The organism is Histidinibacterium aquaticum (assembly GCF_008710275.1).
Taxonomy (GTDB): domain Bacteria; phylum Pseudomonadota; class Alphaproteobacteria; order Rhodobacterales; family Rhodobacteraceae; genus Oceanicola; species Oceanicola aquaticus.
Genome location: NZ_VYQE01000002.1, coordinates 253,098 through 279,336 on the forward strand (window position 1 = coordinate 253,098; position 26,239 = coordinate 279,336).

The window sequence follows — 26,239 nt, forward strand, 5'->3', positions numbered from 1 at the left end:
GGGTAGGGTCCGGGCGATGGATCGCGAGCCGGGCAAAGAGTTGCGGCGTGGCTGGACCACGGGAGCCTGCGCCACCGCGGCTGTGCGGGCGGCGCTTCTGCGACTCTGGGGCGGATCATGGCCGGAGACCGTCTCGATCCGGCTGCCCCGCGGCGAGGAGCCGGTCTTCGAGGTGGCGCACCGTGACACGGGGGACGGCTGGGCCGAGGTCGGCATCGTCAAGGACGCGGGCGACGACCCGGACGTGACCCATGGGGCGATGATCGTCGCGCGGGTGGCGGAGGCGCAGGCGGGTGTCGTATTCCGCGCCGGGGAGGGCGTGGGGACAGTGACGAAGGCGGGGCTGCCGGTCGCCGTGGGGGAGCCCGCCATCAACCCGGTGCCGCGGCAGATGATGGAGGAGGTCGTGGCCGATCTCGCCTCCGAGTTCGGACGGGCGCCGGCGGTCGAGATCACCATCTCGGTTCCGGGCGGCGCGGCTCTCGCGGCGAAGACCTGGAACCCGCGGCTGGGGATCGAGGGCGGGCTTTCGATCCTCGGGACGACGGGCGTGGTCCGGCCCTTCTCCTGCGCGGCCTGGATCGCCTCGATCCACCGCGGCATCGACGTGGCGCGGGCGGCGGGGCTGACGCGGGTGGCGGGCTGCACCGGGGCGACGAGCGAGCGCGTCGTGCAGGCGCGCTACGGCCTGCCCGATCACGCCATGCTGGACATGGGGGATTTCGCGGGCGGGCTGCTCAAGTACCTGCGGCGGCACCCGGTGGAGCGGCTCGTCATCGGCGGGGGCATCGGCAAGATGACCAAGCTCGCGCAGGGGGCGCTCGACCTGCACTCCGGGCGAAGCCAGGTCGATTTCGCGGCGCTCGCGGCCTGGATGGGGGACCCTCGGCTGGCGGAATGCAACACGGCGCTCGAGGCCTGGGAGATCGCCGGGGCGCCACTGGCCGAGCGGGTGGCGCGCGAGGCGCGAAGCGTGGCCGGGGAGGTGCTGCGCGACTCGGGTGTCGCCGTGGAGACGTTGGTGATCGACCGCGCGGGCACCGTGCTGGCGGTGGCATGACCGTCCTCGTGCTCGCCGGGACCGCGGAGGGGCGGGCGCTGGTCGGGGCGCTCGCGGAGCGCGGGGTGGCCGTCGTGGCCTCTCTCGCGGGGGTGACGGAGCGGCCGGAGGCGCTGGCCGCGCCGGTGCGCGTGGGCGGCTTCGGCGGGGCGGAGGGCTTTCGCGACTATCTGCGCACGGTGCCCGTCCGGGCGGTGGTGGACGCGACCCATCCCTTCGCCGCGCGCATGGGGCCGCGGTCGGCCGCGGTCTGCGCGGAGGAGGGGCTGCCCTACCTGCGGCTCCTGCGGCCGGCCTGGGCGCCGGGGCCGGGGGACGACTGGCGGGAGGTCGGCGGTCCGGAAGAGGTCGCGGATGTCGTGCCGGAGGACGCGCGAATCTTCCTGGCGGTCGGGGCGCAGCGGGCCGCGGAGTTCGGCGCGCTCGCGGGGCGCGCGGTGGTGCTGCGGGTGGCGGACCCGGGGGCAGCGCCCGTCCCGGGGTGGCGCGTGATCGCGGGGCGTCCCGGGGATGCCGCGGCGGAAGAGGCGCTCTTCCGCGAGGAGGGCGTCGACTGGCTGGTGGCGCGCAACTCCGGCGGCACGGCGCGGGGCAAGCTCGACGCCGCGCGGGCGCTGGGGCTGCCGGTCGCCCTGATGCGGCGGCCGCCGGTGCCGGAGGGGGAGCGGGTCTCGACGGTCGGGGAGGCGGTGGACTGGGTGCTGCGGCCGTGAGGCTGGTCGAGGGACCCGATGACGTGGCCGAGGGGGCGGCCTGGCTCTCGGCGCGGGACGCGCGGATGGCCCGGGCCGTCGCGCTCTGCGCGCCGCTGCCGCTCAGGCGGAGGGAGGACGGCTTCGCGGCGCTCGCCTCGGCCATCGTCAGTCAGCAGGTCTCGACGGCCTCGGCGGCGGCGATCTGGGCGCGGTGCGAAGGGGCGGGGCTGACCGAGGCGGATGCGGTGCGCTGTGCGGCCGACGACATCCTTCGGCAGGCGGGGCTCTCCCGGCCCAAGCAGCGCTACCTCAGGGCGCTCGCTGAGGCGGGAATCGACTACGAGGTCCTGCGGCGGGCCCCGGACGAGGAGGTCATCGCGACGCTCGTGGCGGTGCCCGGCATCGGGCGCTGGACGGCGGAGATCTACGCCATGTTCTCGCTTGGCCGGCGCGACGTCTTCGCGGCCGGCGACCTCGCGCTGCAGGAGGCGGCGCGACGACTCTACGGTCTGGAGCGCAGGCCGACGGAGCGCGAGTTGAGAGAACGGGCGCAGGCCTGGTCGCCCTGGGCCTCGGTTGCGGCACGGGCGCTCTGGGCCTATTACCGGCTGGAAACGGGCCGGGAGGGTGCGGCGTGACGAGGTATCTACAGGCGGAACGGCGCGAGGCGGCGTCGGGCGAGACGCGCTCGGCGGTGGTGTTCCTGCACGGCTACGGGGCCAACGGGGCCGATCTCATCGCGCTCGCGGATCCGCTGGCCGAGCACATGGAGGACACGCTCTTTCTCGCGCCCAACGCGCCCGAGGAATCGATCGCGGCGCCTGGGATGCTCCAGTGGTTCCCGATCCCCTGGATCGACGGCTCCTCCGAAGAGGAAAGCCGGCAGGGCCTCTACCGGGCGGCGGAGGATCTCGACGCCTTCCTCGACGGGGTGATGGTCGACGAGGATCTCATGCCCGAGCAGGTCGTGGTCTTCGGCTTCAGCCAGGGCACCATGATGGCGCTGCACGTGGTTCCGCGTCGCGAGGATGCGGTGGCGGGGATCGTCGCTTTTTCCGGGCGGCTGCTGGAGCCCGAGCATCTCGTCGACGAGGTGCAGTCGCGCCCGCCGGTGCTGCTCGTTCACGGCGACCAGGACGACGTCGTCCCGCCCGAGTCGCTGCCGCAGGCAGCCGAGGGGCTGCAGGAGGCCGGCTGGTCGGACGTCTATGCCCACATCCAGAAGGGCACGGGCCACGGGATCGCCCAGGACGGGCTGCAGGTGGCGCTCGCCTTCATGCGCGAGCGGCTGGGTTACCGCTAGGCGGAACCGGCCCACGCGGGCGCGGGTTCGCCTCCGACACATGGAGGCCCCGCGATGAGCAAATCCCGAGACGAGATCTGGCAGGAGTGGCGCGACAGGGTGAACATGTCGCCCAAGGAGATCGAGGACTTCCTGCAGACGGAGGAGAGCAGGTCGGTGGGCGACACCGGCGACGCGAACTCCACCGGGCGCGACAGCGGCAAGCGGATCGTCGAGATCAAGCGTACCGACAAGGACGACCTAAGCGACGGCCAATGGGATCACATGGCCAAGGTGGTGGGCTACATCAACCGCCATTGCGCCCAGGTGCCGAACGACCCCGAGCAATCCGACTGGCGCTGGTCGCTGATGAACTGGGGCCACGACCCGATGAAGGACGACGGCTGCGCCTGAGACGCGTCATCCTCCCGTGACAGAATCGGCCTATGGGCTTGTCCACAGAGGCTCACATATATGTGGGTCTTGTCAGGCGCGAAGCGCCAGATATAGTCAGATCGTGGACGGGGCGCGGCCTCCGCGCCGGCGCCGCGACAGAGGCAGCAGGGCGGGTTAGGCTGACACCATGGACGGAAACTTCAGGAGACAGTTCGTGCGCGAGCCCGCGGGGCTCAGACACCATCCGGCACTGGTTCTGAATGCCGACTACCGGCCGTTGTCCTACTACCCGCTGTCGCTCTGGCCGTGGCAGGAGGCCATCAAGGCGGCCTGGCTCGACCGCGTGGACATCGTCGCGGAATACGACGAGTCTGTGCGAAGTCCCTCGACCGAGATACGGATCCCCTCGGTCGTCGTTCTCAAGGATTACGTCAAACCCCAGAAGCGCGTGGCATTCACGCGCTTCAATCTTTTTCTGAGGGACGAATTCTGCTGCCAGTACTGCGGCGGGAAGGGCGATCTGACATTCGATCACGTCATCCCCCGAGCCCGGGGCGGCGTCACCAGCTGGGAGAACGTCGTCGCCGCCTGCGCGCGCTGCAACCTCAAGAAGGGCTCCAAGAGCCTGCGCCAGTGCGGCATGGCCCTGCGCAAGCCGCCGCGGCGTCCCGGGGCGGAGCAGCTGATGAACCTCGGCCGGAAATTCCCGCCGAACCACCTGCACGAGACCTGGCTCGACTTCCTCTACTGGGACGCCGAGCTCGAGGCCTGAGGTCTCCGGCGGCCGAGACCCCTCCGAACTGACCGATTCCGTGAAAGACTGAGCCAGCACGCGGTCCCTCATCAAGGAATGCCGGACCAAGGGGATCAGGCTGTCCTATTCCGGCTGATTGTCTCGTCGGCCGACGGCCTTTCCGCGGCCCGCGCGCCTCGCTAGGCTCCGGCCCATGAGCACAGACTTCCAACCCGTCAGCGGCATGGACCTGCCGCGCTTCGCCGGGGTGCCGACCTTCATGCGGCTGCCCCATGTCCCCCCGGGGCACGAGAAATACGCCGAGGTCGAGATCGGCATCGTCGGTCTCCCCTGGGACGGGGGCACCACCAATCGCCCCGGCGCCAGGCACGGGCCGCGTGCCCTGCGGGACGCCTCGACCATGATCCGGGCGATGAACGCCGCCACCGGCGTCGAGCCCTTCGTCCGGCGGCGCTGCGCCGATCTGGGCGACGTCGGGCCGAACCCCGCGGACCTGATGGATACGCTGGAGCGGGTGACGGCCTACTACACCGACCTCGCGGCCGCCGGCATCCGGCCCCTGACGGCGGGCGGCGATCACCTGAGTTCCCTGCCGATCCTGCGGGCGCTCGCGAAGGACCGGCCGCTCGGCATGGTCCACTTCGACGCCCATACCGACCTCTACCGCGGCTATTTCGGGGGCACGAAGTACACCCACGGGACACCCTTCCGCCGCGCGGTCGAGGAGGGGCTGCTGGACCCGAAGCGCGTCGTGCAGATCGGCATCCGCGGCACCGCCTACGACATGGAGGACCGCGACTTCGCCAAGGCCCACGGCATCCGGGTCATCCCGATCGAGGAGTGCGTCGACCGCGGTTGGGGCGACGTCATGGACGAGGCGATGGAGATCGCCGGAGAGGGGCCGACCTATGTCTCCTACGACATCGACTTCGTCGACCCGGCCTTCGCGCCGGGCACCGGGACGCCCGAAATCGGGGGGCCGAACTCGCTCGACGCGCAGCGGGTGGTGCGCCGCCTCGCCGGGCTCGACATCGTGGGCGCCGACGTCGTGGAGGTCTCGCCGCCCTTCGACCAGGGCGGGGCGACGGCCTGGCTCGGGGCTTCGATCCTCTTCGAACTGCTCTGCGTGATGGTGTGACGGGCTGCGAATCCTGTATGCCCGCGCTAGACAGGCCTCGGGGAGGCCGATAGAGGGGGCGCGTTAGCGCTAACCGCTCCTCGCAAGCCGAAAAGGGGGCCCGCATGGTGTCTCGCGTCATTCCGGTCGAGCAGTTCGACCTCGTGATCTTCGGCGGCACCGGCGATCTCGCCCGCCGCAAGATCCTGCCCGGTCTCTTCCGCCGGTTCCGGGCCGGCCAGATGCCCGAGGGCTCGCGCGTCATCGCCGCCGCCCGGTCGGAGATGGACGACGCGGACTACCGCAAGCAGATGATGGCCGCGATCAAGGAATTCGGCGGCTCCGAAACCAAGGACACCGAGTCCCTCGAGGCTTTCGTCCAGTCGCTGCACTACGTGGCCGTCGACGCCCGGGGCGACGGCGGCTGGTCCGAACTCGCCCAGCTCATGCGGGACGGCGTGATCCGGGCCTTCTACTTCTCCGTCGGGCCCGGTCTCTTCGGCGACCTCGCCGAGCGCCTGCACCAGCACGCCATCGCCGACCGTGACAGCCGGATCGTGGTGGAAAAGCCCTTCGGCCGCGACCTGCAGAGCGCCAAGGCCCTGAACGCCACGCTGGCCCAGCACTTCCGCGAGGACCAGATCTACCGGATCGACCACTACCTCGGGAAGGAGACGGTTCAGAACCTGATGGCCGTCCGCTTCGGCAACGCGCTCTTCGAGCCGCTCTGGAACAGCCACTACGTCGACCACATCCAGATCACCGTGGCCGAGACCGTGGGCGTGGGCGGACGCGGCGGCTACTACGACAAGTCCGGTGCGATGCGGGACATGGTGCAGAACCACCTGATGCAGCTGCTCTGCCTCATCGCGATGGAGGCCCCCAACCAGTTCGAGGCCGACGCCGTGCGCGACGAGAAGCTCAAGGTGATCCGCGCCCTGCAGCCGGTCGACTTCCACCACATCGTCCGCGGCCAGTACGAGCCGGGCTCCGGCGGCCCCTCCTACCGGGAGGACGTCGAGAACCCGCGCAGCCACACCGAGAGCTTCGTCGCGCTCAAGGCGCATATCGCCAACATGCGCTGGGCCGGCGTGCCGTTCTACCTGCGCACGGGCAAGCGGATGAAAGGCCGGGTCTCGGAGATCGCCGTGGTGTTCAAGGACATCGGCCACTCGATCTTCGAGGGCGACGAGGCGCGGCACCGCAACATCCTCGCCATCCGGCTCCAGCCGAACGAGGGGATGGACCTGCAGGTTACCATCAAGGAGCCAGGCCCGGGGGGCATGCGGCTGGTGGACGTGCCGCTCGACATGACCTTCGCCGACGCGCTGGGCGACGAGCAGGAGGTGCCCGACGCCTACGAGCGGCTGATCATGGACGTGATCCGGGGCAACCAGACGCTCTTCATGCGCGGCGACGAGGTCGAGGCGGCCTGGGCCTGGACCGACCCGATCATCGAGGCCTGGGAGGCGCGCAACGACGTGCCCAAGCACTACGACCAGGGCACGGCGGGGCCCGAGGACGCGATGATGCTCATGCACCGCGACGGCCGCCGGTGGAGAGAGATCAAGGGGTGATGCTCCCGCGTGTTCGGGGGGCGTCCGTGGCGGTGGGTTGAAAACCCGCCCGACAGCGGGACTTCGGGCCCGTAGGGCGGTCTTCGAACCGCCGACCCGCAAGCGGGCCGCGGCCTGCCCCCGTTGACGCCCGCCCGCTCCGGGGCAAGTGTCGCTGCAATCGCCGGCCCGGCCGGCCAAGACGGAAGAGAGGCGCCATGGAGCTCAAGGAATACCCCGACGCCGAGATGATGATGATGGATATCGCCGACATGCTCGCCTCCGAGCTGCGGGCGGCGCTGGCGGGCCACGACCACGCCTCGCTCGCCGTGCCGGGCGGCAGCACGCCCGGGCCCATCTTCGATTCCCTCTGCGCAACGCACCTCGACTGGTCCCGCGTCCACGTCATGCTGACGGACGAACGCTGGGTGCCCGAGGACCACGAGCGCTCCAACACCCGGCTCGTGCGCCAGCGTCTGCTGACCGACCGCGCCGCCGAGGCGAAGTACATCCCGCTCTACCTGCCTGCAGACCAACCGGAGGACCGGCTCGCCGAGATCGAGGAGAGCCTGAAGCCCGAGCTGCCGCTCTCGGTGCTGGTGCTTGGCATGGGATCGGACATGCATACCGCCTCGATCTTCCCCGGTGCCGACCGGCTGGAGGACGCGCTGACCGGAGACGACCTCGTCGTGCCGATGCGTGCGCCCGGTGCGCCCGAGCCGCGGGTCACGCTTTCGGCCAAGGTGCTGCGCGACGCCATGAGCACGCATATCGTCATCACCGGCTCTGAGAAGCGCGAGGCGCTGGAACGGGCCCGGACCCTGAAACCTCAAGAGGCCCCGGTCGCCGCCGTGCTGCGCGACGCCGTGGTTCACTGGGCGGAGAGCTGAGATGTGGGCTGACCTCAAGGCGCACCATTCGCAGGTGAAGGATCGCCGTTTCGCCGAGATGCTGGACGCGGAGCGGGCGGAGGAGTTCTCGGCCGAGGCGCTCGGGATGCGTTTCGACTACTCCAAGACCAACATCGACGCCGAGGGGCGCAAGCTGCTCTTCGACCTGCTCGGACAGACCCGGGTCGCCGAACGTCGCGACGAGATGTTCGCCGGCGCCCGCATCAACGAGACGGAGGGCAGGGCGGTGCTGCACACGGCCCTGCGCAATCTCGACAGCGGGATGGTCTGGGTCGACGGCCACGACGTGATGCCCGGCGTCCGCGAGACGCTGGAGCGGATGGAGCGCTTTGCCGAAGAGGTGCGCAGCGGCGCTTTCCATGGCGCGGGCGGCAAGATCACCGACGTCGTCAACATCGGCATCGGCGGTTCGGACCTCGGCCCGGCCATGGCAACCATCGCGCTCGCGCCTTACCACGACGGGCCGCGCTGCCATTTCGTGTCGAACGTGGACCCGGCGGACATCGCCTCGGTCCTGCGGGAATGCGATCCGAAGACGACTCTGGTGATCGTCGCCTCCAAGACCTTCACGACCATCGAGACCATGACGAACGCGCGCACCGCGAAGGCCTGGATGTCCGATGAGGTCTCCGACCCGGCAGCGCAGTTCGCGGCGCTCTCCTCGGCGCTCGACAAGACCGCGGACTTCGGCATCGACACCGCGCGTGTCTTCGGCTTCGAGGACTGGGTCGGCGGGCGCTATTCCCTTTGGGGTCCCATCGGCCTGAGCCTGATGATCGCCATCGGGCCCGACGCTTTCCGTGCCTTCCTGCGCGGCGGGCACGAGATGGACCGGCACTTTCATACTGCCGCCTGGCACGAGAATCTGCCGGCGCTGCTGGCGATCACCGGGATCTGGCACAACCAGGTCTGCGGCCATGCCACCCGCGCGGTTCTGCCCTACGACAACCGGCTCGCGCGGCTGCCCGCCTACCTGCAGCAGCTCGAGATGGAATCGAACGGCAAAGGCGTCTCGATGAACGGCGAGGATCTGTCCGTGCCTTCCGGGCCCGTCGTCTGGGGCGAGCCGGGGACCAACGGCCAGCACGCCTTCTACCAGCTGATCCACCAGGGGACGCAGGTCGTCCCCTGCGAGTTCCTCGTCGCCGCGCGCGGTCACGAGGACGATCTGCACCACCAGCACCAGCTGCTGGTCGCCAATTGCCTCGCGCAGTCGGAGGCGCTGATGAAGGGTCGCACGCTCGACGAGGCGCGCGAGAAGGTGCGCGACAAGTTCGAGGGCGACGAGCTGGAGCGGCAGGCGAAGCACCGGGTCTTCCCGGGCAACCGGCCCTCGGTGACGCTCGCCTACGAGACGCTCACGCCGGAGATGCTGGGCAAGATCGTCGCCCTCTACGAGCACCGGGTCTTCGTCGAGGGCACTGTGCTCGGGATCAACTCCTACGACCAGTGGGGCGTGGAGCTCGGCAAAGAGCTGGCGACGGACCTGCAGCCGGTGGTCGAGGGCAAGGAAAGCGCCGAGGGCAAGGACGGCTCGACCGCCGCCCTGGTCGCGTTTCTGGGCAAATACGGCCTCACGGAGTGACCGTCGGAAGACCGCCCGGCGGCGCGCCGGGCGGTCTCGATCGGGATAGGTTATCCGTTTTAAGTCCGATACTTAAGGTCCCGTCCAAATTTGGACGGGTGCTCCGTCAGGCGCCTTCCAGCGCCGTGACGATCGGAGAGAACTGCTCTGCCGTGAGGCTCGCGCCCCCGACGAGGGCCCCGTCCACGTCCGGCACCGCGAAGATCTCGGCCGCGTTCGACCCCTTCACCGAGCCGCCGTAGAGCAGCCGGATCGCATCGGCCGCCTCGGGGTGGCTCTTGCGGAGAGCCTCGCGGAGGAAGCCGTGCATCTCGCCGATCTCCTCGGTCCCGGCAACCTTGCCTGTGCCGATGGCCCAGACAGGCTCGTAGGCCACGACAACCGTCTCGCCGGTCGATCCCGGCGGCAGCGAGGCGGCGAGTTGCTCTCCCACGACCTCGAGCGCGCGGCCGGCCTCACGCTCTTCCAGCGTCTCGCCCACGCAGACGACAGCGAGAAGGCCCGCGCGGTGGGCGGCCTCGGCCTTGGCCCGGACCGTCTCGGAGCTCTCGCCGTGATCCGCGCGCCGTTCGGAGTGCCCGACGATGACTGCCGTCGCCCCGGCCTCGCGCAGCATCGGCGCCGCGATGTCGCCGGTATGCGCGCCCTTGTCCTCGGGATGGCAGTCCTGCGCGCCGACGGCGAGCGGATGCTCGCCCCGCATCGAGGCCATCGGCCAGATCAGCGTGGCTGGCGGGCAGAGCAGCATGTCCACCTTCGGCTCGGGATGCGCCTCGCAGAGCGCCTGCACCTCGGCCATGGCCGAGAGGGATCCGTTCATCTTCCAGTTTCCGGCGGCGAGCTTGCGGCGCATCGGCCTCTCCTTGTCTTGGGTCGCGGCCTTTCTCGCCGCAATGGCGGGGCAGGGTCAACAAAGCTTGCATCCCGCTGCCGCCCGGCTGAAACACGCCGGGCCCGACCGACGTTGAAGGACCATGACAGAAACCTCGATCCCCGCCATCGACGCCGCCAGGCTGCTCGCCGGCGACCCGGCTGAAACCGCCCGTACCCGCGACGCGGCCGGTGGTATCGGCTTCCTGACGGTGCACAACACGCCGCTGGACCGCGCCCGCGTGGAAGAGCTGATCGCCGCCTACCGCGGGTTCTTCGCCCTGCCGGAGGAGGAGAAGGCGAAGGTCGACATGAGCCGCACCGAGGCAAGCCGCGGCTGGGGCGCGCCCCGCTCCGAGCAGGTCGATCCGGAGGCGAACCCCGACTACAAGGAGGTCTTCGACTGCGGTCACGAATGGCCCGAGAGCGGCCTCAAGGTCTACGCGCCGAACCTCTGGCCCGACCGGCCCGAGGGATTTCGCGCCGTACTGGAGGCCTATTACCGCGACGCCTGCGCCTTCTCGCTCGACCTGCTCTCGGCGCTGGCGGGGGCCATCGGCGAGGACCGCGCCTATTTCCGGGACAAGTTCGACCGCCCGATGGCTCTGCTGCGCGGGAATTACTATCCCGAGCGGCCCGACTGGGCGGGCGCTCGCGACTTCGGGATCGGAGCGCACACGGACTACGGCTGTCTCACGCTGCTTGCGACGGACGGTGTCGCGGGGCTTGAGGTGAACAGCCCGAGCGGCTGGCTTCCGGTCTCGGCGGAGCCCGGGACCTTCATCATCAACTTCGGAGAGATGCTGGAGTTCTGGAGCGACGGTCGAATCCGGGCGACTGAACACCGGGTGATCGGGAGCCGCGAGGAGCGCATCTCGGTGCCGCTCTTCTTCAATCCGCGCCACGACGCCAATGTCGCGCCGGTGGGCTCAGGCCGCACGATCCGCGCGGCCGATCACCTGCAGAAGCGCTACGACGAAACCTACCTGCACCTGAAGGCGGGCTAGGGCTCAGGCGCCGCGTTCGGCGGCGAGCTCCTCGACATCCTTGAACTTGATGGATTCGCCGCAGCCGCAGGCGTCGGTGACGTTGGGGTTGCGGAACTTGAACCCGGCTTCGAGCAGCGAGACCTCGTAGTCGATCTCTGTCCCGAAGAGGAACATCTGCGCCATCGGGGCGATCATCACGCGCGCGCCGTCCTGCTCGACCACCTCGTCATGCGGGTCGATCTCGTCGGCGTAGTCCATGGTGTATTCCATGCCCGCGCATCCGCCTTTCTTGACGCCGACCTTCAGGCCCTTGTGGCCCTTGGCGTCCATCAGCTTGCGGATCTGGGCGGCGGCCGCTTCGGTCATCGTGACGGCCTGTTTGCCGGGGATCGAGAACATGGCACATCTCCTTGTCGTCCCCAGACCTAGTCCCGCGGGCGCTCTCTCTCAAGGGGGCGCGATGCCGATCGCCTGCGCGAGCCATTGGGTGCCGTAGGCGGCGGCGAGGGCCCAGGCGACCGAGGCGAGCGTGCCGATGATGACGTATTCCGCCATGCTCCGGTCCTCCCGCGTGGCGTTGAAGCGCATGACCGACTTCGCGGCGACGAGGAAGGCGACGCCGGTGGGCTGGCCGATGAGGACCAGCGCGAAGGTGAGGCCGCGCTCCAGCTGGCCGATGATCCGCCCCGCGCCGGGAAAGCCGCCGGAGAGGATGCGCGCGCGGACCCAGTGGGGCGTCATCGGCGCCAGCAGCTTGCCCACCGCGAAGCCGCCCGCGCGCACGGCGACGGTGAAGCCCGCGACGTAGAGCAGGACAGCGAGAACCGTCCGCGCGGTGCCGGGGTCCACCGCCATCCAGAGCGATTGCGCCCAGAGGTCCGGGACCGCGAGCGTCGCGATTCCGAGGGTCGCCAGGTGCGCTCCCTGGTCGAGCAGGAAGGGGCGGAGGCTGTCGCCGAACCGCACTTTCACCGCGTCGATGACGAGATGCGCGAGAGCGAGGAGGTAGAGCGCGGGGACGTCGAGACGTCCGAAGGCCGCGAGCAGCAGCGCCAGTACGACGAGGGCGTGGAGCAGGAGCACCGGGATCCGGGCCTTGCGGCGGATCATGCCGTCGGTCTGGAAGACGAAGTCGGCCAGAACGTGAGCGATCAGGAGGGCGGTGAAGGTCTCTGCCACTCAGGTCTCCCGGTAGTCGTGGCTGGCGAAGGCCTCTCGCGCGGGGGCGAGCCAGGGGAGGCCGGCGGCGGAGAGGCGCAGTTGCACGGCCTGTCGGGTCACGCCGATCCGGCGGGCGATGTCGTCCTGCGTCTGGGTCGCCGGGTCGAGCGAGAGCGCGACCGCCTCGCCCTGTGCGGCGGTCCAGGAGGAGGTGACGTAGTCCGTGAGGGCAAGGGCGGCCCGCTGGAACGGTCCGATCCCCGCACCGGAGATCGCCAGCCGGTCGCGGCGACCCATCGCGTCCAGGCCGCGCCCGGACTGCGTGAAGGCGGAACCTGAGGCATCGGAGAGGTCACGGGTCCCGCTGGACTCCACCTCTCCGATACCGATGGAGATACGGGTCTCGATCTCTTCGTCCTCGGCGCGCAGGCGCGCGAGCAGGAAGAGCGTCGCGTCGAAGAAGCTGTTGTGCGAGGTCATCGCCTGCCAGCCGTCGCCCCGGAAGCGGGTGAATCTCAGGTCCTCCTCGCGGTCCTTTCCGAAGTCCTCGGCGGCCCGGCGCAGCGCGTCGAGCGCGGCCTGGGTGGCCGCGAGGCCGGCGTCCTCGGACGCCACGATATCTCCGGTCAGCACGGCGAAGGACATGAGCAAGTATTAAGGCTTGCTTTTTTGATTTGCAAGCATTACGACTTGCTTTCAGGCGATCAAGCTTGAGGGCTTGTTTTCCCCGTCACGCTGCCTCTGCGGGGTTCGCGTCCGGGAACATGGCCTCGGCCTCCATCTCGAGATCGGCGGCCGCGCGCAGGAGCCGCTCGCGAACCTCGCAGGCGCGCGCCCAGGCGGTGTTGGGATCCTCGCAAGGTACCATGAAGAGCGCCTCCATGCCGAAGACGTCATGGTTGGAGACATAGACGCCTCGGCTGTCGGCATGCGGCTCGCCACCCTCATCCAGCTGGTCGAGGATCTCGAAGTACCGCTTGCGCAGAGGCTCGATGTCGGCCCCGTGGGCGAGGCGCAGGCGGATCTCCATGATCATGAAGGGCTCCTGCATCGTCCAGTTCTCGAAGGGCTCGGCGACGAACTCGCTCACCGGGACGATCAGGCGTTTGCCGGTCCAGACCCGAAGCTGGACGAAGGTGAAGTTGATCCGCTCGACCGAACACATGTAGCCCTGATACAGCAGCTTGTCGCCCATCTTGGCGGACTGGTTCATGGCGATCTGCATCGAGGCCATGATGTTGGCCAGCACGTTCCGCGCGGCGAAGGCCAGCACAAGGGTGGTGACGCTGGCGGAGGCCAGGAGCGAGAAGCCCAGCGTCTGCATCATGTTGGCCTCGCGCAGGACGATGCCTGCGCCGAAGATCACGACGATCACGATGATGGCCCGCCGGGCGGCAGCAATCTTGGTCGCGAACTGGCGCTTGCGTTCCTGTCCCTCGGCCACCGAGCTCAGCTCGCCGCCGTCGAACTGGACAAGGCGGTCGAGCAGGGTGTCCACGGCGTTGATGATCGCCCAGAGCGTGACGCTGACGAAGCCGATCGCGATCAGGGGCGAGAGGACCGTGTCGATCCGCCCCGAGAACACGAAGAGGTGCTTGGTCATCAGCCCGACGGTCAGGGTGACGACCGCAAGAACCGCGGGCGGCCGCATCGCCACGAGCAGCGAACTCGAGCCGTCGTCGCGTCGCGTCCGGTGCAGACCGCGCGACATCAGGGAATAGGTGATGCTTCCGAGCAGGGTGGCGACCGCGATCATCAGCGGCAGGGCGATCACCTCCCACCAGCGCAGCCCCCAGAACGCCCGCGTCCGCAGGGGATCGGGCAGCATCTGTTCGAGCGCGGAGGGACCGAAGCGGTCGGCGAGCGCGGGAAGGTTCTCCACCGACTGCCGCGAGAAGACCCAGGCCGCGTCCTCTCCCTCCGCCTTCACGCGGTTCAGGCGGATCGTGACCGGCCTTTCGGGCAGGTCGACGATCCAGAGCAGAAGAGAGCGCCGGGGCTCGCCCGACATGGCGCTGTCGGAGGGCGCGCGGGCGTTCAGGCCGTCGGGCCGGTCCAACAGCATGTGCCAGTCGACGATGATCTTGCGGTCGATGATCGTGTAGAGTTGCTTGGCACGCTCGGGCCCGATCTCGGCCTGCGCCTCTTCGGGGATCGAGGCGAGGTCCAGGACATGCGCCGCCGATTCCCAGTCCCCCTCGGAGGCCCGGAACATGAAGCTTTCCATGGCCGCCTGGGGCGTGGCCCGGTCGATATCCTCGGGCGCCGCGCCGAGGCCGGGATTCAGCTCGTCGATCTCGTACCAGTTCGAGGACTGGTCCTGCTGCGCGACCAGCTGCTGTCCCGCGGACAGCAGCACAGACACGATCAAGGCGAGGTACAGGGCCGGCGCGCGCATGCATCTAGAACCGGACCGCCGGGCTCCGGTTCCAGCAGTTGCGGAACGCGCCTACATGAAGCCGAGTTCGAGGCGCGCCTCGTCGGACATCATGTCCATGCCCCAGGGCGGATCCCAGGTCAGCTCGACGTCGACCTGCTTGACGCCGGGCAGAGGCTCGACGGCGCCGGCGACCCAGCCGGGCATCTCGCCCGCAACAGGGCAGCCGGGCGCGGTCAGGGTCATGATGATGCGCACCGCGTTCTCGCTGTCGATCTCGACGGTGTAGACCAGGCCCAGGTCATAGATATTGACCGGAATCTCCGGGTCGTAGACCGAGCGGCAAGCCTCCACGATGGAGTCGTAGAGCGGGTGATCCGTGCTCGACGGCTGGATGAGAGGGGCGCCTTCGAGGGGCGGGGCCTGTTCGGTCATGGGCTATCCCTTTTCGTTGAGTGAAAAGATAGGGATTCAGGGGCCGGGGGTAAAGGGCAGCACCGGGGCGCTGCCCCCATGTCGCACCTAGCCGGTCTGGGCCTTGGCGGCGCTGCGGGTGGACCGCTTGCGCATCGGCTGCGGCTTCACCTGCGCCTCGATCTGCTCGTAGAGCGTGCCGGCCAGGTTCTTCTTGGAGGCCTTCTCGATGCCTTCGAACCCGGGGCTCGAATTGACCTCCAGTATCTTCGGCCCGTCGTTGGAGCGCAGCAGGTCCACCCCGGCGAGGTTCAGCCCGAAGGCCTTCGCCGCGCGGACGGCCGCGGTGCGCTCCTGCCGGGTGATCTTGACCGCTTCGGCCGTACCGCCGCGGTGGAGGTTCGAGCGGAAATCGTCGCCGCCGGCTGTGCGGCGCATGGCGGCGACCACCTTGCCCGCGACCACGAAGCAGCGGATGTCCTCGCCCGCGGCCTCCTTCACGAACTGCTGCACGAGAAAGTTGGCGCGCAGCCCCCGGAAGGCGTCGATCACCGACTGGGCGGCCTTCTTGGTCTCGGCCATGACCACGCCCTTGCCCTGGGTCGACTCCAGCAGCTTCACGATAAGGGGAGCGGTGCCCACGAGCCCGATGAGGTTGTCGGTGTCCTTGGGAGACGAGGCGAATGCGGTGACGGGCATGCCGATCCTGTGCCGTGCGAGCACCTGGTGCGCGTGGAGCTTGTCGCGGCTGGCGGTGATGCCGGCCGAACCGTTGACGCAGTAGGTCCCCAGCGTCTCGAACTGCCGCAGGATGGCGGTGCCGTAGGAGGTGATCGAAGCGCCGATGCGCGGGATCACCGCGTCGTAGCGGGGCAGGCGCTTGCCGTCGTAGTGGATCTCGGGCGCGAGCGCATTGATCGCCATGTAGCAGCGCGAGGTGTCGATCACCTCGACGACGTGGCCGCGGTTCTCGCCCTCGTGCACGATGCGCTGGGTCGAGTAGCTGTTGGGCTCGCGGCTCAGGACGGCGATGCGCAGGGTACGATTGGGCTGGGTCTCCTTGATCTTCTTCGCCGAGTAGACGTCGAAGCTCCGCTCGGGACGCAGGTATCGCTCGGAGGGGGCGACCACACAGTCGTCGCGCAGCGCCTGGCGGCCCAGCAGCATCCGTGAGCGCATGTCGCCCCGGTCGGTCAGGGTGATCTCTATGGGCCAGGACTGGCCGTCTCCGACGTCGAGCTCGGTCGCGATGACGAAGCGCATCTCGGTCTCGCCGTTGGAGCTCGTCACTTCGCGCCGGTCCACGATGGTCGCCGAGCAAGGGATCGAGAGCTCGTCGTTGCCGGGCAGCGGGTGTACGGCGAAGCGCACCTTCGGCGCGCGGGCGGAGCCGAAGGTCTCGATGTCGAAGGCATGCAGCGCCGAGGTGCGCGCGCCGGTGTCGACCTTGGCCTTGAGCGTCGGCAGCCCGAGGTCCGGCAGGCCGAGCCATTCCTCCCAGCCCAGGCGGATCGGGCTCGCGTCGTCTGTCATGTCTTGTCTCCCGTTGGATCGTCCCGGAGGGTGCCTGCCCCCTCGGGGGTGTCAACCCGAAGGCCGGAGACCTGCTCTCTCAGGTTCGGCGATGCTTGGGAAGCCGCCATCGCCACGCGGGAGGCGGCGATCTGCCGGTCTCCGCCGCGGTCCCGAATTGTTGGAACGCCCGCAGGCGGCCCGTGTTTTCGGGGCAGAACGCCCCCGGACGGGGCCACAGTCACCACTGAACCTCTCGAAAGGAGGATCGTGATGAAAAACCTGCAAGACTCACCCACTTCGTTCAGGACATGTACTACGCGGAGCAGAAGATCCTGAAGACGCTCCCGAAGATGGCCGAAAAGGCGACCGAGCCCGATCTCAAGGCCGCCTTCGAGCACCATCACGGCGAGACCGAGGAGCATATCCGCCGGCTCGAACGCGTGATGGACGAACTCGACATTCCGCATCGCGGCGTCACCTGCGAGGCGATCCAGGGCATCCTCGAAGAAGGCGAGGAGATCATGTCCGAGACCGAGGCGGGCGATGCGCTCGACGCCGGTCTGGTGGCCTCCGCGCAGGCGGTCGAGCATTACGAGATCGCGCGCTACGGCACGATGGTCTCCTGGGCCAAGACGCTCGACAAGCCGACCGTTGCCAAGCTTCTCGAGCAGACGCTCGACCAGGAGTACAATGCGGACCGGACGCTCTCGAAGCTCGGCGAGACCGAGCTCAACCGGGAAGCGGCCTGATCGGGGCAGCCTCTTGAGACAGACTAAAGACGACAGGCCCCCGTGCACCGCGCGGGGGCTTTGTCTTGCGCCGGTCCCGCGCGCGCCCTAATCGGCGCGCATGACCCGTTTCTCCTTTGCCCTCCACGCCACCGACGGCGCCGCGCGCACCGGCGCCATCACCACCCCGCGCGGTGACATCCGGACGCCGGCCTTCATGCCGGTCGGCACCGCCGCCACGGTCAAGGCGATGCTCCCCGAGAGCGTTCGCGCGACGGGGGCCGATATCCTGCTGGGCAATACCTATCACCTGATGCTGAGGCCCGGGGCGGAACGTGTCGCGCGGCTCGGCGGGCTGCACCGGTTCATGAACTGGGAGAGGCCAATACTGACGGACTCCGGCGGCTTCCAGGTGATGAGCCTCGCGGAGCTGCGCAAGCTGACAGAAAAGGGCGTGACCTTCCGCTCTCACATCGATGGCTCCAAACACGAGCTGACGCCGGAACGGTCGATGGAAATCCAGCGGCTGCTGGGCTCCGACATCGTCATGGCCTTCGACGAATGCCCCTCGCTGCCGGCGGAGGACGCGCGGGTGGCGGAATCCATGCGGCTGTCGATGCGCTGGGCCGAACGCTCGCGGGAGGCCTTCGGCGACAGGCCGGGGCATGCGCTCTTCGGCATCCAGCAGGGCGGCGTGACGCGGGAGCTGCGCGAGGAGAGCGCCGAGGCGCTGAAGGCCATCGGCTTCGAGGGATACGCCATCGGCGGGCTCGCGGTCGGCGAGGGGCAGGAGGCGATGTTCGGCGTGCTGGACTACGCGCCGGGAATGCTGCCAGTGGACCGGCCGCGCTATCTCATGGGCGTGGGCAAGCCCGACGACATCGTTGGCGCCGTGAAGCGTGGGGTGGACATGATGGACTGTGTGCTGCCCTCACGATCCGGCCGGACCGGGCAGGCCTGGACGCGGCGCGGGCAGGTGAACCTCAAGAACGCCCGCCATGCCGACGACCCGCGGCCCCTGGACGAGGAGTGCGGCTGCCCGGCCTGCCGGGGCTACAGCCGGGCCTATCTCCACCACGTCTTCCGCGCGGGAGAGATGATCTCGGGGATGCTGCTAACCTGGCACAACCTGCATTACTACCAGGACCTCATGGCGGGGATGCGCGAGGCCATCTCGGCGGGACGGTTCGCGGAGTGGGAGGCGGGCTTTCACGCGCTCCGCCGCGAGGGAGACATCGAGCCGCTCTGATCCGCTCAGCGCGTGAAGGTGATGATCCGCCGGCCCTCGATGGGCACACCCTGCGCCATCATCCGGAACTGCGCCGCGCCGGTCATCATGTCCGGGCTGATCATGAAGAGCCGCATCGTGATGTCGAGCGTCGTCGTGCCCTGGATCGGCACGCTGCCCTGCATCAGGACCCGGGGCAGCTCGTCCGTGGTGCAGCCCCCGTCCGCCAGCAGGCCGATGTCCGCGTGTTCGAGCGCGGGCAGGGAGGCGAAGGGCGAGTTCGGGTCCGAGCTGCCGTAGTTCCAAGTCTCCTGCGGCATGAAGCTCACGTCCATGGTCATCGTGTAGTCGGGGGCGCTCACGGTCGTCCGCGTGCCGTCCGAGGCGATCACCGCCGGGGCGCTGGGCTCGGGGCCCATGGGCATGCCGCCGCCGCCGAGAGAGGCCACGCCGGGCCCGTTGTCCACCGTCCAGTTCCCCGCGAGCATCGGGCCGAGGCGGGCCTGCCATTGCGAGGGCGGGATCTCGCAGGGAGCCTGGGCGAGCACGGGGGAGGCGACGAGGGCGAGAGCGGCGGCAAGGGCTTTCATCTGGATCTCCGGCAATAATCAACGGTGTCACTGTACCCCAGACTGGCAGGGACGGACCCTTGCGATCAAGCCGGGCGTCTCCTCGGTGGACAGGCGACGTCTGGGTTGCGACGCTCCGGGCGGGACAGATGAAAGGTAAGACCATGTTGAACACCACCTCACGTCGCATCGCTCTCTCCGCCGGGGTCGCCGTCCTCGCACTGCAGGCCCATGCGCAGGAGCCGGACTACTGCGGAGCAGAGTCCGAGGCCTGGTGGGCGGAGGAAGCCGCGACGCTGGACGGCGTCTGGTCGGTCCAGAACGGGGCGGGGGTCCTCACCATGAACGGCCGCACGGTTCCTCTGCCCACGGGGGACGCCTCGACGGCCTCGATCAGCGTCACGGCGGGCGGCCTGACCATCGACGGCGGCCCGGCTCCGGGCAGCTACCCGCTGGAGCTCTACCGGGGACCGGACCTGAACTTCACACCGGAGGAAGGCTCGGCGGCGGCCGCGGCGAACGTGCTTGACGGCGACGAGATGAGCACCGTCCTCGGCTGCGACCTGAACGCGCTGCCCAGGTTGCACGCCACCGGCACATTCACCGAGCCTCAGGGCCAGGTTGAGTTCGATCTCTACCTCATCGTGCAGGGGCCCGGCTTCATGACCGGGGCCACGATCGGGCGGCTCAATGGCGGGCAGGGGATTGCCCGGCGGGCCATCACCTTCACGCGTTAACCTTTTCGTCCGGAGGGCCCGGTTCACGCTTGTGGCATCTGGCCGGGACGGGCAGACTTACGCGAAACGGGCGAGGTTGAAACGGGGCGCTCTCGGCCCCACTTTCAACATCCAGTCAGGGGACGGCCCAGAGTCGCCGATATCTAGGGGCCAGGCCGTTCTGCCGCAGAACATAAGGACACGAGAATGCAAGAGCCTCTCAGCCCCACCTACCCAGTGCTGCCGCTGCGCGACATCGTGGTTTTCCCGCACATGGTCGTGCCGCTCTTTGTCGGCCGCGAGAAATCCGTGCGGGCGCTGGAGGAGGTGATGCAGGACGACAAGCAGATCCTGCTGTCGTCCCAGGTCGACCCTAGCGTGGACGAACCCACCGCCGACGGCATCTACCGGACCGGCGTCCTCGCCAACGTGCTGCAGCTGCTGAAGCTGCCCGACGGGACCGTGAAGGTCTTGGTCGAGGGCCGCGCGCGCGTGCAGATCACCGGCTTCGTCGAGAACGAGGACTTCTTCGAGGCTTCCGCCGAGTATCTCGAGGAGAGCGAGGGCGACCAGGAGACGGTCACCGCCCTGACGCGCTCCGTCGCGCAGGAGTTCGAGAAGTACGCCAAGGTCAAGAAGAACATCCCCGAAGAGGCGCTCGCCGCCGTTTCGGAAGCGACCGAGCCCGCGAAACTCGCGGACCTGGTTGCCGGCCACCTCGGGATCGAGGTCGCCCAGAAGCAGGAGCTTCTGGAGACGCTCACGGTCGCCGAGCGGCTGGAGAAGGTCTACGGCCTGATGCAGGGCGAAATGTCCGTCATGCAGGTCGAGAAGAAGATCAAGACCCGCGTGAAGTCGCAGATGGAGCGGACCCAGCGCGAGTACTACCTCAACGAGCAGATGAAGGCGATCCAGCGCGAGCTGGGTGATGGCGACGAGGGCCAGAACGAGATCGCCGAGCTCGAGGAGAAGATCGAGAACACCAAGCTCTCGAAGGAAGCCCGCGAAAAGGCCGACGCGGAGATCAAGAAGCTCAAGAACATGAGCCCGATGTCCGCCGAGGCGACCGTCGTGCGCAACTACCTCGACTGGATGCTGTCGATCCCGTGGGGCACCAAGTCCCGCGTGAAGAAGGATCTGTCCCGCGCCGAGCACATCCTCGACACCGATCACTACGGCCTCGAGAAGGTGAAGGAAAGGATCGTCGAGTACCTCGCGGTGCAGCAGCGCTCGAAGAAGCTGAAGGGGCCGATCATGTGCCTCGTCGGCCCTCCGGGCGTCGGCAAGACCTCTCTCGGCCAGTCGGTCGCGAAGGCCACGGGACGCGAGTTCATCCGCATTTCGCTGGGCGGCGTGCGTGACGAATCCGAGATCCGCGGTCACCGCCGGACCTACATCGGCTCCATGCCGGGCAAGATCATCCAGGCGTTGAAGAAGGCCAAGACCACGAACCCGCTCATCCTGCTCGACGAGATCGACAAGATGGGTCAGGACTTCCGTGGCGACCCGGCCTCGGCGATGCTCGAGGTGCTCGACCCGGAGCAGAACGGGACCTTCGTCGACCACTATCTCGAGGTGGAATACGACCTCTCGAACGTCATGTTCCTGACGACGGCGAACTCCTACAACATGCCGGGTCCGCTCCTGGACCGGATGGAGATCATCCCGCTCGCCGGCTACACCGAGGACGAAAAGGTCGAGATCGCCAAGCAGCACTTGCTGCCCAAGCAGATGAAGAATCACGGTCTGAAGGCCAAGGAGTTCTCGGTCTCCGACGATGCCCTCACCGCGATGGTCCGCGTCTATACCCGCGAGGCGGGCGTGCGGAACCTCGAGCGCGAGATCGCCAAGGTCGCGCGCAAGGCAGTGACCAAGATCGTCAAGAAGGAGGCCGAGGTCATCGAGGTGACCGCGGAAAACCTGAACGACTTCCTCGGCGTCGAGCGTCACCGCTACGGTCTCGCCGAGAAGGAGGATCAGGTCGGCGTGGTCACGGGGCTGGCCTATACCTCCGTGGGCGGCGAGTTGCTGAACATCGAGGCGCTGCGCCTGCCGGGCAAGGGCCGGATGAAGACCACCGGCAAGCTCGGCGACGTGATGAAGGAATCGATCGACGCCGCTTCGTCCTACGTGCGCTCCATCGCGCCGCAGATCGGGGTGAAGCCGCCGAAGTTCGACGCCTACGACATCCACGTCCACGTGCCTGACGGGGCGACCCCGAAGGACGGACCCTCGGCGGGTCTCGCGATGGTCACGGCCATCGTCTCGGTCCTGACCGGGATCCCGGTCCGCAAGGACATCGCCATGACCGGCGAGGTCACGCTTCGGGGCAACGCCTCGGCGATCGGCGGTCTGAAGGAGAAGCTGCTGGCGGCTCTGAGGGGCGGCATCACCACGGTGCTGATCCCGGAGGAGAACGAGAAGGATGTCCCCGAGATCCCCGACAACGTGAAGGAGGGGCTGACGATCATCCCCGTCACCCACGTCTCGGAGGTGCTGGAGCACGCCCTCGTCCGCAAGCCCGAGCCCATCGAGTGGGACGAGGCGGCGGAAGAGGCTGCCGCGGCAGAGCGGGCGCTGAAGGCCCAGGAAGGGCCGAGCGCCACCACGCACTGACCGACTCGACGAGTTGAAGACCCAGGGCGGCCCGCACATCGCGGGCCGCCCTTTCTTCGTCTGGGCGCAGCGAAATCCCGTAGGCGGCGGGTGAGCTTCGTCCTATCGTCGCGGCCAGGGGAGGGAGGCCCCCCGGCATGGCAACGCTCGTCTACGGAATGAACCTGTCTCTCGATGGCTACGTCGATCACGAGGCCTTCGCACCCGATCCCGTCCTCTTCCGCCACTGGATCGACTACACGGAGAGCCTCGCGGGCAGCCTCTACGGCCGCAAGCTCTACGAGATCATGCGCTACTGGGAGGACGACCAGCCCGACTGGGGCCCGGACGAGAGAGATTTCGCGGCGGCCTGGCGGAAGCAACCGAAGTGGGTCGTCTCTCGCGGCGCGGTGGCCCTGGGGCCCAACGCCACGCAACTCGACGGAGACCTCGCGACGGCCGTTCACGGCCTAAAGGCGCAGGTCGAAGGCGAGATCGACGCGGGCGGCCCGGACCTCGCGCGAAGCCTGATCGAGCTGGGACTGGTCGACGAGTACCGGCTCTACTATCACCCTGTCGTCCTCGGCACGGGCACGCCTTTCTTCGCAGGGTCCGTGCCGCGGCTTCGCCCGGTCGGAAGCGACCGGATCGGGGAGGACGTGCTGCGGCTGACCTATGTGCCCGCCTGATCGACGCACCAGCCCGAACCGGTTAGCCTCCGGCCGAACATCAAGGCTGGAGGACACAGCATGGCGGACCGCAGCGCGCCGGACGACTCTCCGGAGACCGAACCGACGACAACGGTCGTGACCGAGCAGACGGTCGTCGTCGGGCCTGAGCTCAAGAAGAAGGCCTTCATCGACCGCGTGGTCGACCGCTGCGGCGGCAAGAAGCGCGACGTGAAACCGGCGGTCGAGGCGGCGCTCGAAGTGCTGGGCGAGGCCATCGCCAACGGCGAGGAGCTGAACCTGCCGCCGCTGGGCAAGGTAAAGATCAATCGCCAGAAGGAAGTGGCGAACGCGCATGTCTATGTCTGCAAGCTGCGCCGGCCGAAGACGATGACCGCCGCATTGGCCGACAGCCCTCTTGCGGAGGACGGCGAGGAGGGCTAAAGGACCACTCCGTTGGGTGATTAGCTCAGTGGTAGAGCGCTTCGTTCACATCGAAGATGTCAGAAGTTCGAATCTTCTATCACCCACCATTTTTCTCTCTGCCCTTGTTCCGCGCTGCGAATGCAGGTTCGGTCGTCGTGAACCGGCGTGACGCCGCCTCGGAGAGAGCCATGACCTTCGCCAGAGCCGCGCGGCGGCCTGTTTCGGGGACAGGCGGATGATGCCGCCCGAGATCCTCGTCATCCGCCACGGCGAGACCGAGTGGAACAGGATCGGCCGCTGGCAGGGGGCCCTCGATTCGCCGCTGACGGAGAAGGGCCGGGCCCAGGCCCACTCGATGGCCCGGGCCCTCGCGGCCCTGGGCATCGAGGGACGGACCCACGCGCTGCTCCACTCGCCGCAGGGCAGGGCCATGGCGACGGCCCTGCCCATCGCCGAAGCCTGCGGTCTGGAGCCCGTGCCCGACGAGCGGCTGCGCGAGATCGGCGTGGGCCTCTGGGCGGGACTCACCCGCGAGGAAGCCGACGCCCGCTGGCCCGCGCCGGACCCCCACGAGCATTTTCTCGACCGCTACGCCCGCGCTCCCGAGGGAGAGCCGTTCTCGGCGCTCTGGGCGCGCGTGACAGGGCTGCTGGCCTCCCTCGACAGGCCCACGGTACTGGTGACCCACGGCATCACCTCGCGCTTCCTGCGCACCGCCGCGCTCGGCCTCGGGATCGACCGGCTGCACGAGGTTCCGGGCGGGCAGGGGGTCATCTTCCGGATCCGCGAGGGCCGCCAGGAGGTCATCGACCCGGCCTCGCTTGCGCCCGGCGTGGCCTCCGGCTAGACCCGGGACCGGCCCTGATGGGGGTGGTTAGCTCAGTTGGTAGAGCGTCTCGTTTACACCGAGAATGTCGGGGGTTCGAATCCCTCACCACCCACCAGGGCGCCCCCCGCTTTCCCCCGCGAACTCGCCCCTTTTTCCGGCTTGACCGCAGGATCCTCCGCCTCTAGAACGCGCGTCACGCCACGGGGACACGCGCCCCGTCGGGCAGAGGGCGGTTGTAGCTCAGTTGGTTAGAGTACCGGCCTGTCACGCCGGGGGTCGCGGGTTCGAGCCCCGTCAACCGCGCCACTGCCAGATGCGTTGGAAGGGCCCCTGAGTGGGCCCTTTTTCTTTACGCGGTGTCGGGGTGAAAAGCGGCTCTTTCCGCATTGACGCCGTCCGCCCGATTGCCTATCCGGCGGCTCACGCGCGGTTGTAGCTCAGTTGGTTAGAGTACCGGCCTGTCACGCCGGGGGTCGCGGGTTCGAGCCCCGTCAACCGCGCCACTTTCTCCCTACTTCAGAAGATCGACCGCCGCCTCCAGGGCGGTGTCCCGGCCCTGGTCGAAGGCCTCCACGTCGAGGCCCAGCTGCTCGTGCGGCGGCACGCCGCGCCCGTCGAAAGCCTCGCCCGCGGAATCGCGGTAGACTTGGTGGGACAGGACGAACTGCCAGTCGTTGGGCATGTGCCGCGACATGCTGTCCGAGAGGCTGCCCGCGGTGGGCTCGCCCAGCACGGTGACCTGAGGCAGGTCGCGCATGGCCAGCAGGAAGACCTCCGCCGCGCCGCGCGTCGCCCCGGAGGTGAGGATGACGACGGGTCCGTCGAAGCCGGGCAGGGGCGTCTCGTCGATCTCCACGGGGATCGGCTCGCCCATGAGTTCCGGCCCCTGCTGCACCGCCTTGGTGCCGACAGTGCGGGGCGTCTCGCCGAAGAGGCTCGCGTACCCGGTCGCCGCGCGGTTGGAGCCGCCGGTGTTCCAGCGCAGGTCGAGCACGAGCCCCTCGAGCGGCCCGAAGCTCACGAGGAGATCGGAGAGGATGTGCCTTGCCCGGGTGTCGTAGCCCGAGCCCCAGCCGCGTCCGGGGTCCATCCCGTCCAGCCGGATGACGCCGATGTCGTCCGGCAGGCGGCCGTAGGTGATCTCCGCCTCGTCGACTGTTCCGACGCTGGAGAGCTGCGCCTCGGTGACGTCCGCGAACTCCTGCGCGCGGTCGGTCCAGTCGGGGTCGCTGCCGCCGAAGTAGCTCTCGGACCCGAGGATCAGCGCGACGTTGTGGTCGTCGATCTCGGCCACGGCGGCGCCCATGGCCGCGGCGAGAGAGGCCTCGTCCTCCACGTCCTGTCCAAGGGCGCGCCGGTCCGACCAGTCCACGCCGTTCTGCTCGAAGAAGGGGTAGTGCTGGTTGAAGGTGGTCCAGAAGAGGTCCCATTGCCCGGCCGCCGTGAGGTCCGGCGCCTCGCCGCAGCGGTCGGAGAAGGTCGCGGGCTCCGCCTCGATCGGGCCCACGACCTCGTCGACGTAGATCGTCAGCCGGTCCGGCTCGGGCGACGTGAAGCGATAGCCCGCCGCCCGGTCGAGCAGCCAGAGGTTGGCCGGGATCGTGAAGGCCTCGATGCAGCTGCCCGGCGTCACCTCGTAGACCTTGATCCGGAAGCGCCCGATGTCGAAGCCCAGGCCGTAGCCCAAGGTCCCCCAGGTGCCCCGAAGGTCCCGGTCCGGCACGTTCGCGATCCAGAACCCGCCGAAGGCCAGCACCGCGGCGGCGAGGAGTGCCGTCGTCCACCGCAGCGAGCGCAT

At 68.7% G+C, this 26,239-nt stretch carries 26 protein-coding genes, 4 tRNA genes and 1 pseudogene; 22 read left to right on the forward strand and 9 right to left on the reverse strand.

The window, feature by feature from the left end:
- Positions 1-16 precede the first annotated feature (16 nt).
- The 10 genes from F3S47_RS06630 (at position 17) to pgi (ending at position 9,356) form a co-directional block, all read left to right on the forward strand.
- On the forward strand, positions 17-1,060 hold the full coding sequence (locus F3S47_RS06630; RefSeq protein WP_150444466.1) for a cobalt-precorrin-5B (C(1))-methyltransferase: 1,044 nt from the start codon (positions 17-19) through the stop codon (positions 1,058-1,060).
- On the forward strand, positions 1,057-1,773 hold the full coding sequence (locus F3S47_RS06635) for a cobalt-precorrin-6A reductase (protein WP_150444467.1): 717 nt from the start codon (positions 1,057-1,059) through the stop codon (positions 1,771-1,773). The genes F3S47_RS06630 and F3S47_RS06635 overlap by 4 nt, the downstream gene beginning before the upstream one ends.
- Positions 1,770-2,393 (forward strand): DNA-3-methyladenine glycosylase family protein, encoded by a 624-nt coding sequence (locus tag F3S47_RS06640; RefSeq protein WP_223877746.1) that lies wholly within the window; start codon positions 1,770-1,772, stop codon positions 2,391-2,393. The genes F3S47_RS06635 and F3S47_RS06640 overlap by 4 nt, the downstream gene beginning before the upstream one ends.
- Entirely contained in the window at positions 2,390-3,058 is a 669-nt protein-coding gene (locus tag F3S47_RS06645; protein WP_150444468.1) for an alpha/beta hydrolase, read from the forward strand. Before F3S47_RS06640 ends, F3S47_RS06645 begins: the two co-directional genes overlap by 4 nt.
- Positions 3,059-3,112: 54 nt before the next feature.
- Entirely contained in the window at positions 3,113-3,451 is a 339-nt protein-coding gene (locus F3S47_RS06650) for a DUF3140 domain-containing protein (RefSeq protein WP_150444469.1), read from the forward strand.
- Positions 3,452-3,620: 169 nt separating this feature from the next.
- Complete coding sequence (locus tag F3S47_RS06655; RefSeq protein ID WP_150444470.1) at positions 3,621-4,205, forward strand: HNH endonuclease; 585 nt, start codon at positions 3,621-3,623, stop codon at positions 4,203-4,205.
- Positions 4,206-4,380: 175 nt separating this feature from the next.
- Entirely contained in the window at positions 4,381-5,325 is a 945-nt protein-coding gene (gene speB, locus F3S47_RS06660; RefSeq protein WP_150444471.1) for an agmatinase, read from the forward strand.
- Positions 5,326-5,429: 104 nt separating this feature from the next.
- Positions 5,430-6,881, forward strand: coding sequence for a glucose-6-phosphate dehydrogenase (gene zwf / locus F3S47_RS06665; protein ID WP_150444472.1), 1,452 nt, complete (start codon positions 5,430-5,432; stop codon positions 6,879-6,881).
- Positions 6,882-7,078: 197 nt separating this feature from the next.
- On the forward strand, positions 7,079-7,750 hold the full coding sequence (gene pgl / locus F3S47_RS06670; protein WP_150444473.1) for a 6-phosphogluconolactonase: 672 nt from the start codon (positions 7,079-7,081) through the stop codon (positions 7,748-7,750).
- A 1-nt stretch (position 7,751) separates the two neighbouring features.
- Positions 7,752-9,356: a glucose-6-phosphate isomerase gene (gene pgi / locus F3S47_RS06675; RefSeq protein WP_150444474.1), complete on the forward strand. Its 1,605-nt coding sequence runs from the start codon at positions 7,752-7,754 to the stop codon at positions 9,354-9,356.
- 106 nt (positions 9,357-9,462) lie between these two features.
- Here the strand turns inward: pgi and tpiA are convergent, their stop codons facing one another.
- Positions 9,463-10,209 carry a triose-phosphate isomerase gene (gene tpiA / locus F3S47_RS06680; RefSeq protein ID WP_150444475.1) on the reverse strand — a complete coding sequence of 249 codons (747 nt, stop codon included), beginning with the start codon at positions 10,207-10,209 and terminating at the stop codon, positions 9,463-9,465.
- Between the two features lie 121 nt (positions 10,210-10,330).
- Between tpiA and F3S47_RS06685 the strand changes: the two genes are divergently transcribed.
- The gene (locus F3S47_RS06685; RefSeq protein WP_150444476.1) at positions 10,331-11,233 is read left to right on the forward strand and encodes an isopenicillin N synthase family dioxygenase; all 903 of its coding nucleotides are present in this window, start codon (positions 10,331-10,333) and stop codon (positions 11,231-11,233) included.
- A gap of 3 nt (positions 11,234-11,236) precedes the next feature.
- Here the strand turns inward: F3S47_RS06685 and F3S47_RS06690 are convergent, their stop codons facing one another.
- The 6 genes from F3S47_RS06690 to rimK all read right to left on the reverse strand — a co-directional run bounded on the left by F3S47_RS06690 (position 11,237) and on the right by rimK (position 16,700).
- Entirely contained in the window at positions 11,237-11,614 is a 378-nt protein-coding gene (locus F3S47_RS06690; RefSeq protein ID WP_150444477.1) for a HesB/IscA family protein, read from the reverse strand.
- A 48-nt stretch (positions 11,615-11,662) separates the two neighbouring features.
- Positions 11,663-12,394: a DUF3307 domain-containing protein gene (locus F3S47_RS06695; RefSeq protein ID WP_150444478.1), complete on the reverse strand. Its 732-nt coding sequence runs from the start codon at positions 12,392-12,394 to the stop codon at positions 11,663-11,665.
- Entirely contained in the window at positions 12,395-13,021 is a 627-nt protein-coding gene (locus F3S47_RS06700; protein WP_150444479.1) for a hypothetical protein, read from the reverse strand.
- An 85-nt stretch (positions 13,022-13,106) separates the two neighbouring features.
- A complete protein-coding gene (locus F3S47_RS06705) occupies positions 13,107-14,774 on the reverse strand; it encodes a mechanosensitive ion channel family protein (RefSeq protein WP_150444480.1) in 1,668 nt (555 codons plus the stop codon).
- Between the two features lie 51 nt (positions 14,775-14,825).
- The gene (locus tag F3S47_RS06710) at positions 14,826-15,188 is read right to left on the reverse strand and encodes an SUF system Fe-S cluster assembly protein (protein WP_150444481.1); all 363 of its coding nucleotides are present in this window, start codon (positions 15,186-15,188) and stop codon (positions 14,826-14,828) included.
- 87 nt (positions 15,189-15,275) lie between these two features.
- On the reverse strand, positions 15,276-16,700 hold the full coding sequence (gene rimK / locus F3S47_RS06715; RefSeq protein WP_150444482.1) for a 30S ribosomal protein S6--L-glutamate ligase: 1,425 nt from the start codon (positions 16,698-16,700) through the stop codon (positions 15,276-15,278).
- Between the two features lie 281 nt (positions 16,701-16,981).
- Here rimK and F3S47_RS06720 point away from each other — a divergent pair.
- Both F3S47_RS06720 and tgt read left to right on the forward strand, forming a co-directional pair.
- A pseudogene (locus F3S47_RS06720) lies at positions 16,982-17,431 on the forward strand (YciE/YciF ferroxidase family protein); the annotation flags it as partial.
- A 100-nt stretch (positions 17,432-17,531) separates the two neighbouring features.
- Entirely contained in the window at positions 17,532-18,659 is a 1,128-nt protein-coding gene (gene tgt / locus F3S47_RS06725; protein WP_150444484.1) for a tRNA guanosine(34) transglycosylase Tgt, read from the forward strand.
- Positions 18,660-18,664: 5 nt separating this feature from the next.
- On the opposite strand, the gene F3S47_RS06730 is transcribed toward tgt, so the two are convergent.
- A complete protein-coding gene (locus F3S47_RS06730; protein ID WP_150444485.1) occupies positions 18,665-19,228 on the reverse strand; it encodes a hypothetical protein in 564 nt (187 codons plus the stop codon).
- A 128-nt stretch (positions 19,229-19,356) separates the two neighbouring features.
- Here F3S47_RS06730 and F3S47_RS06735 point away from each other — a divergent pair, with 128 nt between their 5' ends.
- The 9 genes from F3S47_RS06735 (at position 19,357) to F3S47_RS06775 (ending at position 24,944) form a co-directional block, all read left to right on the forward strand.
- Entirely contained in the window at positions 19,357-19,944 is a 588-nt protein-coding gene (locus F3S47_RS06735) for a hypothetical protein (RefSeq protein WP_150444486.1), read from the forward strand.
- Positions 19,945-20,130: 186 nt separating this feature from the next.
- Positions 20,131-22,539 (forward strand): endopeptidase La, encoded by a 2,409-nt coding sequence (lon, locus tag F3S47_RS06740; RefSeq protein ID WP_150444487.1) that lies wholly within the window; start codon positions 20,131-20,133, stop codon positions 22,537-22,539.
- A gap of 137 nt (positions 22,540-22,676) precedes the next feature.
- Positions 22,677-23,207 carry a dihydrofolate reductase family protein gene (locus F3S47_RS06745; protein WP_150444488.1) on the forward strand — a complete coding sequence of 177 codons (531 nt, stop codon included), beginning with the start codon at positions 22,677-22,679 and terminating at the stop codon, positions 23,205-23,207.
- 60 nt (positions 23,208-23,267) lie between these two features.
- Positions 23,268-23,630 carry an HU family DNA-binding protein gene (locus tag F3S47_RS06750; RefSeq protein WP_150444489.1) on the forward strand — a complete coding sequence of 121 codons (363 nt, stop codon included), beginning with the start codon at positions 23,268-23,270 and terminating at the stop codon, positions 23,628-23,630.
- Positions 23,631-23,644: 14 nt separating this feature from the next.
- Positions 23,645-23,719 (forward strand) — tRNA-Val (locus tag F3S47_RS06755).
- A gap of 128 nt (positions 23,720-23,847) precedes the next feature.
- The gene (locus tag F3S47_RS06760; protein ID WP_150444490.1) at positions 23,848-24,459 is read left to right on the forward strand and encodes a histidine phosphatase family protein; all 612 of its coding nucleotides are present in this window, start codon (positions 23,848-23,850) and stop codon (positions 24,457-24,459) included.
- A 21-nt stretch (positions 24,460-24,480) separates the two neighbouring features.
- A tRNA-Val gene (locus tag F3S47_RS06765) sits at positions 24,481-24,556 on the forward strand.
- A 114-nt stretch (positions 24,557-24,670) separates the two neighbouring features.
- Positions 24,671-24,747 (forward strand) — tRNA-Asp (locus F3S47_RS06770).
- A 120-nt stretch (positions 24,748-24,867) separates the two neighbouring features.
- Positions 24,868-24,944, forward strand: a tRNA-Asp gene (locus tag F3S47_RS06775).
- An 8-nt stretch (positions 24,945-24,952) separates the two neighbouring features.
- Here F3S47_RS06775 and F3S47_RS06780 read toward each other — a convergent pair.
- Entirely contained in the window at positions 24,953-26,239 is a 1,287-nt protein-coding gene (locus F3S47_RS06780) for a S41 family peptidase (protein ID WP_150444491.1), read from the reverse strand.

Bases quoted from the DNA above. Each gene is read 5' to 3' on its own strand.
- F3S47_RS06630 (WP_150444466.1), top strand. From the start codon at position 17: ATGGATCGCGAGCCGGGCAAAGAGTTGCGGCGTGGCTGGACCACGGGA.
- F3S47_RS06635 (WP_150444467.1), top strand. From the start codon at position 1,057: ATGACCGTCCTCGTGCTCGCCGGGACCGCGGAGGGGCGGGCGCTGGTC.
- F3S47_RS06650 (WP_150444469.1), top strand. From the start codon at position 3,113: ATGAGCAAATCCCGAGACGAGATCTGGCAGGAGTGGCGCGACAGGGTG.
- F3S47_RS06655 (WP_150444470.1), top strand. From the start codon at position 3,621: ATGGACGGAAACTTCAGGAGACAGTTCGTGCGCGAGCCCGCGGGGCTC.
- speB (WP_150444471.1), top strand. From the start codon at position 4,381: ATGAGCACAGACTTCCAACCCGTCAGCGGCATGGACCTGCCGCGCTTC.
- zwf (WP_150444472.1), top strand. From the start codon at position 5,430: ATGGTGTCTCGCGTCATTCCGGTCGAGCAGTTCGACCTCGTGATCTTC.
- pgl (WP_150444473.1), top strand. From the start codon at position 7,079: ATGGAGCTCAAGGAATACCCCGACGCCGAGATGATGATGATGGATATC.
- pgi (WP_150444474.1), top strand. From the start codon at position 7,752: ATGTGGGCTGACCTCAAGGCGCACCATTCGCAGGTGAAGGATCGCCGT.
- tpiA (WP_150444475.1), bottom strand. From the start codon at position 10,209: ATGCGCCGCAAGCTCGCCGCCGGAAACTGGAAGATGAACGGATCCCTC.
- F3S47_RS06685 (WP_150444476.1), top strand. From the start codon at position 10,331: ATGACAGAAACCTCGATCCCCGCCATCGACGCCGCCAGGCTGCTCGCC.
- F3S47_RS06690 (WP_150444477.1), bottom strand. From the start codon at position 11,614: ATGTTCTCGATCCCCGGCAAACAGGCCGTCACGATGACCGAAGCGGCC.
- F3S47_RS06700 (WP_150444479.1), bottom strand. From the start codon at position 13,021: ATGTCCTTCGCCGTGCTGACCGGAGATATCGTGGCGTCCGAGGACGCC.
- F3S47_RS06705 (WP_150444480.1), bottom strand. From the start codon at position 14,774: ATGCGCGCGCCGGCCCTGTACCTCGCCTTGATCGTGTCTGTGCTGCTG.
- F3S47_RS06710 (WP_150444481.1), bottom strand. From the start codon at position 15,188: ATGACCGAACAGGCCCCGCCCCTCGAAGGCGCCCCTCTCATCCAGCCG.
- rimK (WP_150444482.1), bottom strand. From the start codon at position 16,700: ATGACAGACGACGCGAGCCCGATCCGCCTGGGCTGGGAGGAATGGCTC.
- tgt (WP_150444484.1), top strand. From the start codon at position 17,532: ATGACCCGTTTCTCCTTTGCCCTCCACGCCACCGACGGCGCCGCGCGC.
- F3S47_RS06730 (WP_150444485.1), bottom strand. From the start codon at position 19,228: ATGAAAGCCCTTGCCGCCGCTCTCGCCCTCGTCGCCTCCCCCGTGCTC.
- F3S47_RS06735 (WP_150444486.1), top strand. From the start codon at position 19,357: ATGAAAGGTAAGACCATGTTGAACACCACCTCACGTCGCATCGCTCTC.
- lon (WP_150444487.1), top strand. From the start codon at position 20,131: ATGCAAGAGCCTCTCAGCCCCACCTACCCAGTGCTGCCGCTGCGCGAC.
- F3S47_RS06745 (WP_150444488.1), top strand. From the start codon at position 22,677: ATGGCAACGCTCGTCTACGGAATGAACCTGTCTCTCGATGGCTACGTC.
- F3S47_RS06750 (WP_150444489.1), top strand. From the start codon at position 23,268: ATGGCGGACCGCAGCGCGCCGGACGACTCTCCGGAGACCGAACCGACG.
- F3S47_RS06760 (WP_150444490.1), top strand. From the start codon at position 23,848: ATGATGCCGCCCGAGATCCTCGTCATCCGCCACGGCGAGACCGAGTGG.
- F3S47_RS06780 (WP_150444491.1), bottom strand. From the start codon at position 26,239: ATGCGCTCGCTGCGGTGGACGACGGCACTCCTCGCCGCCGCGGTGCTG.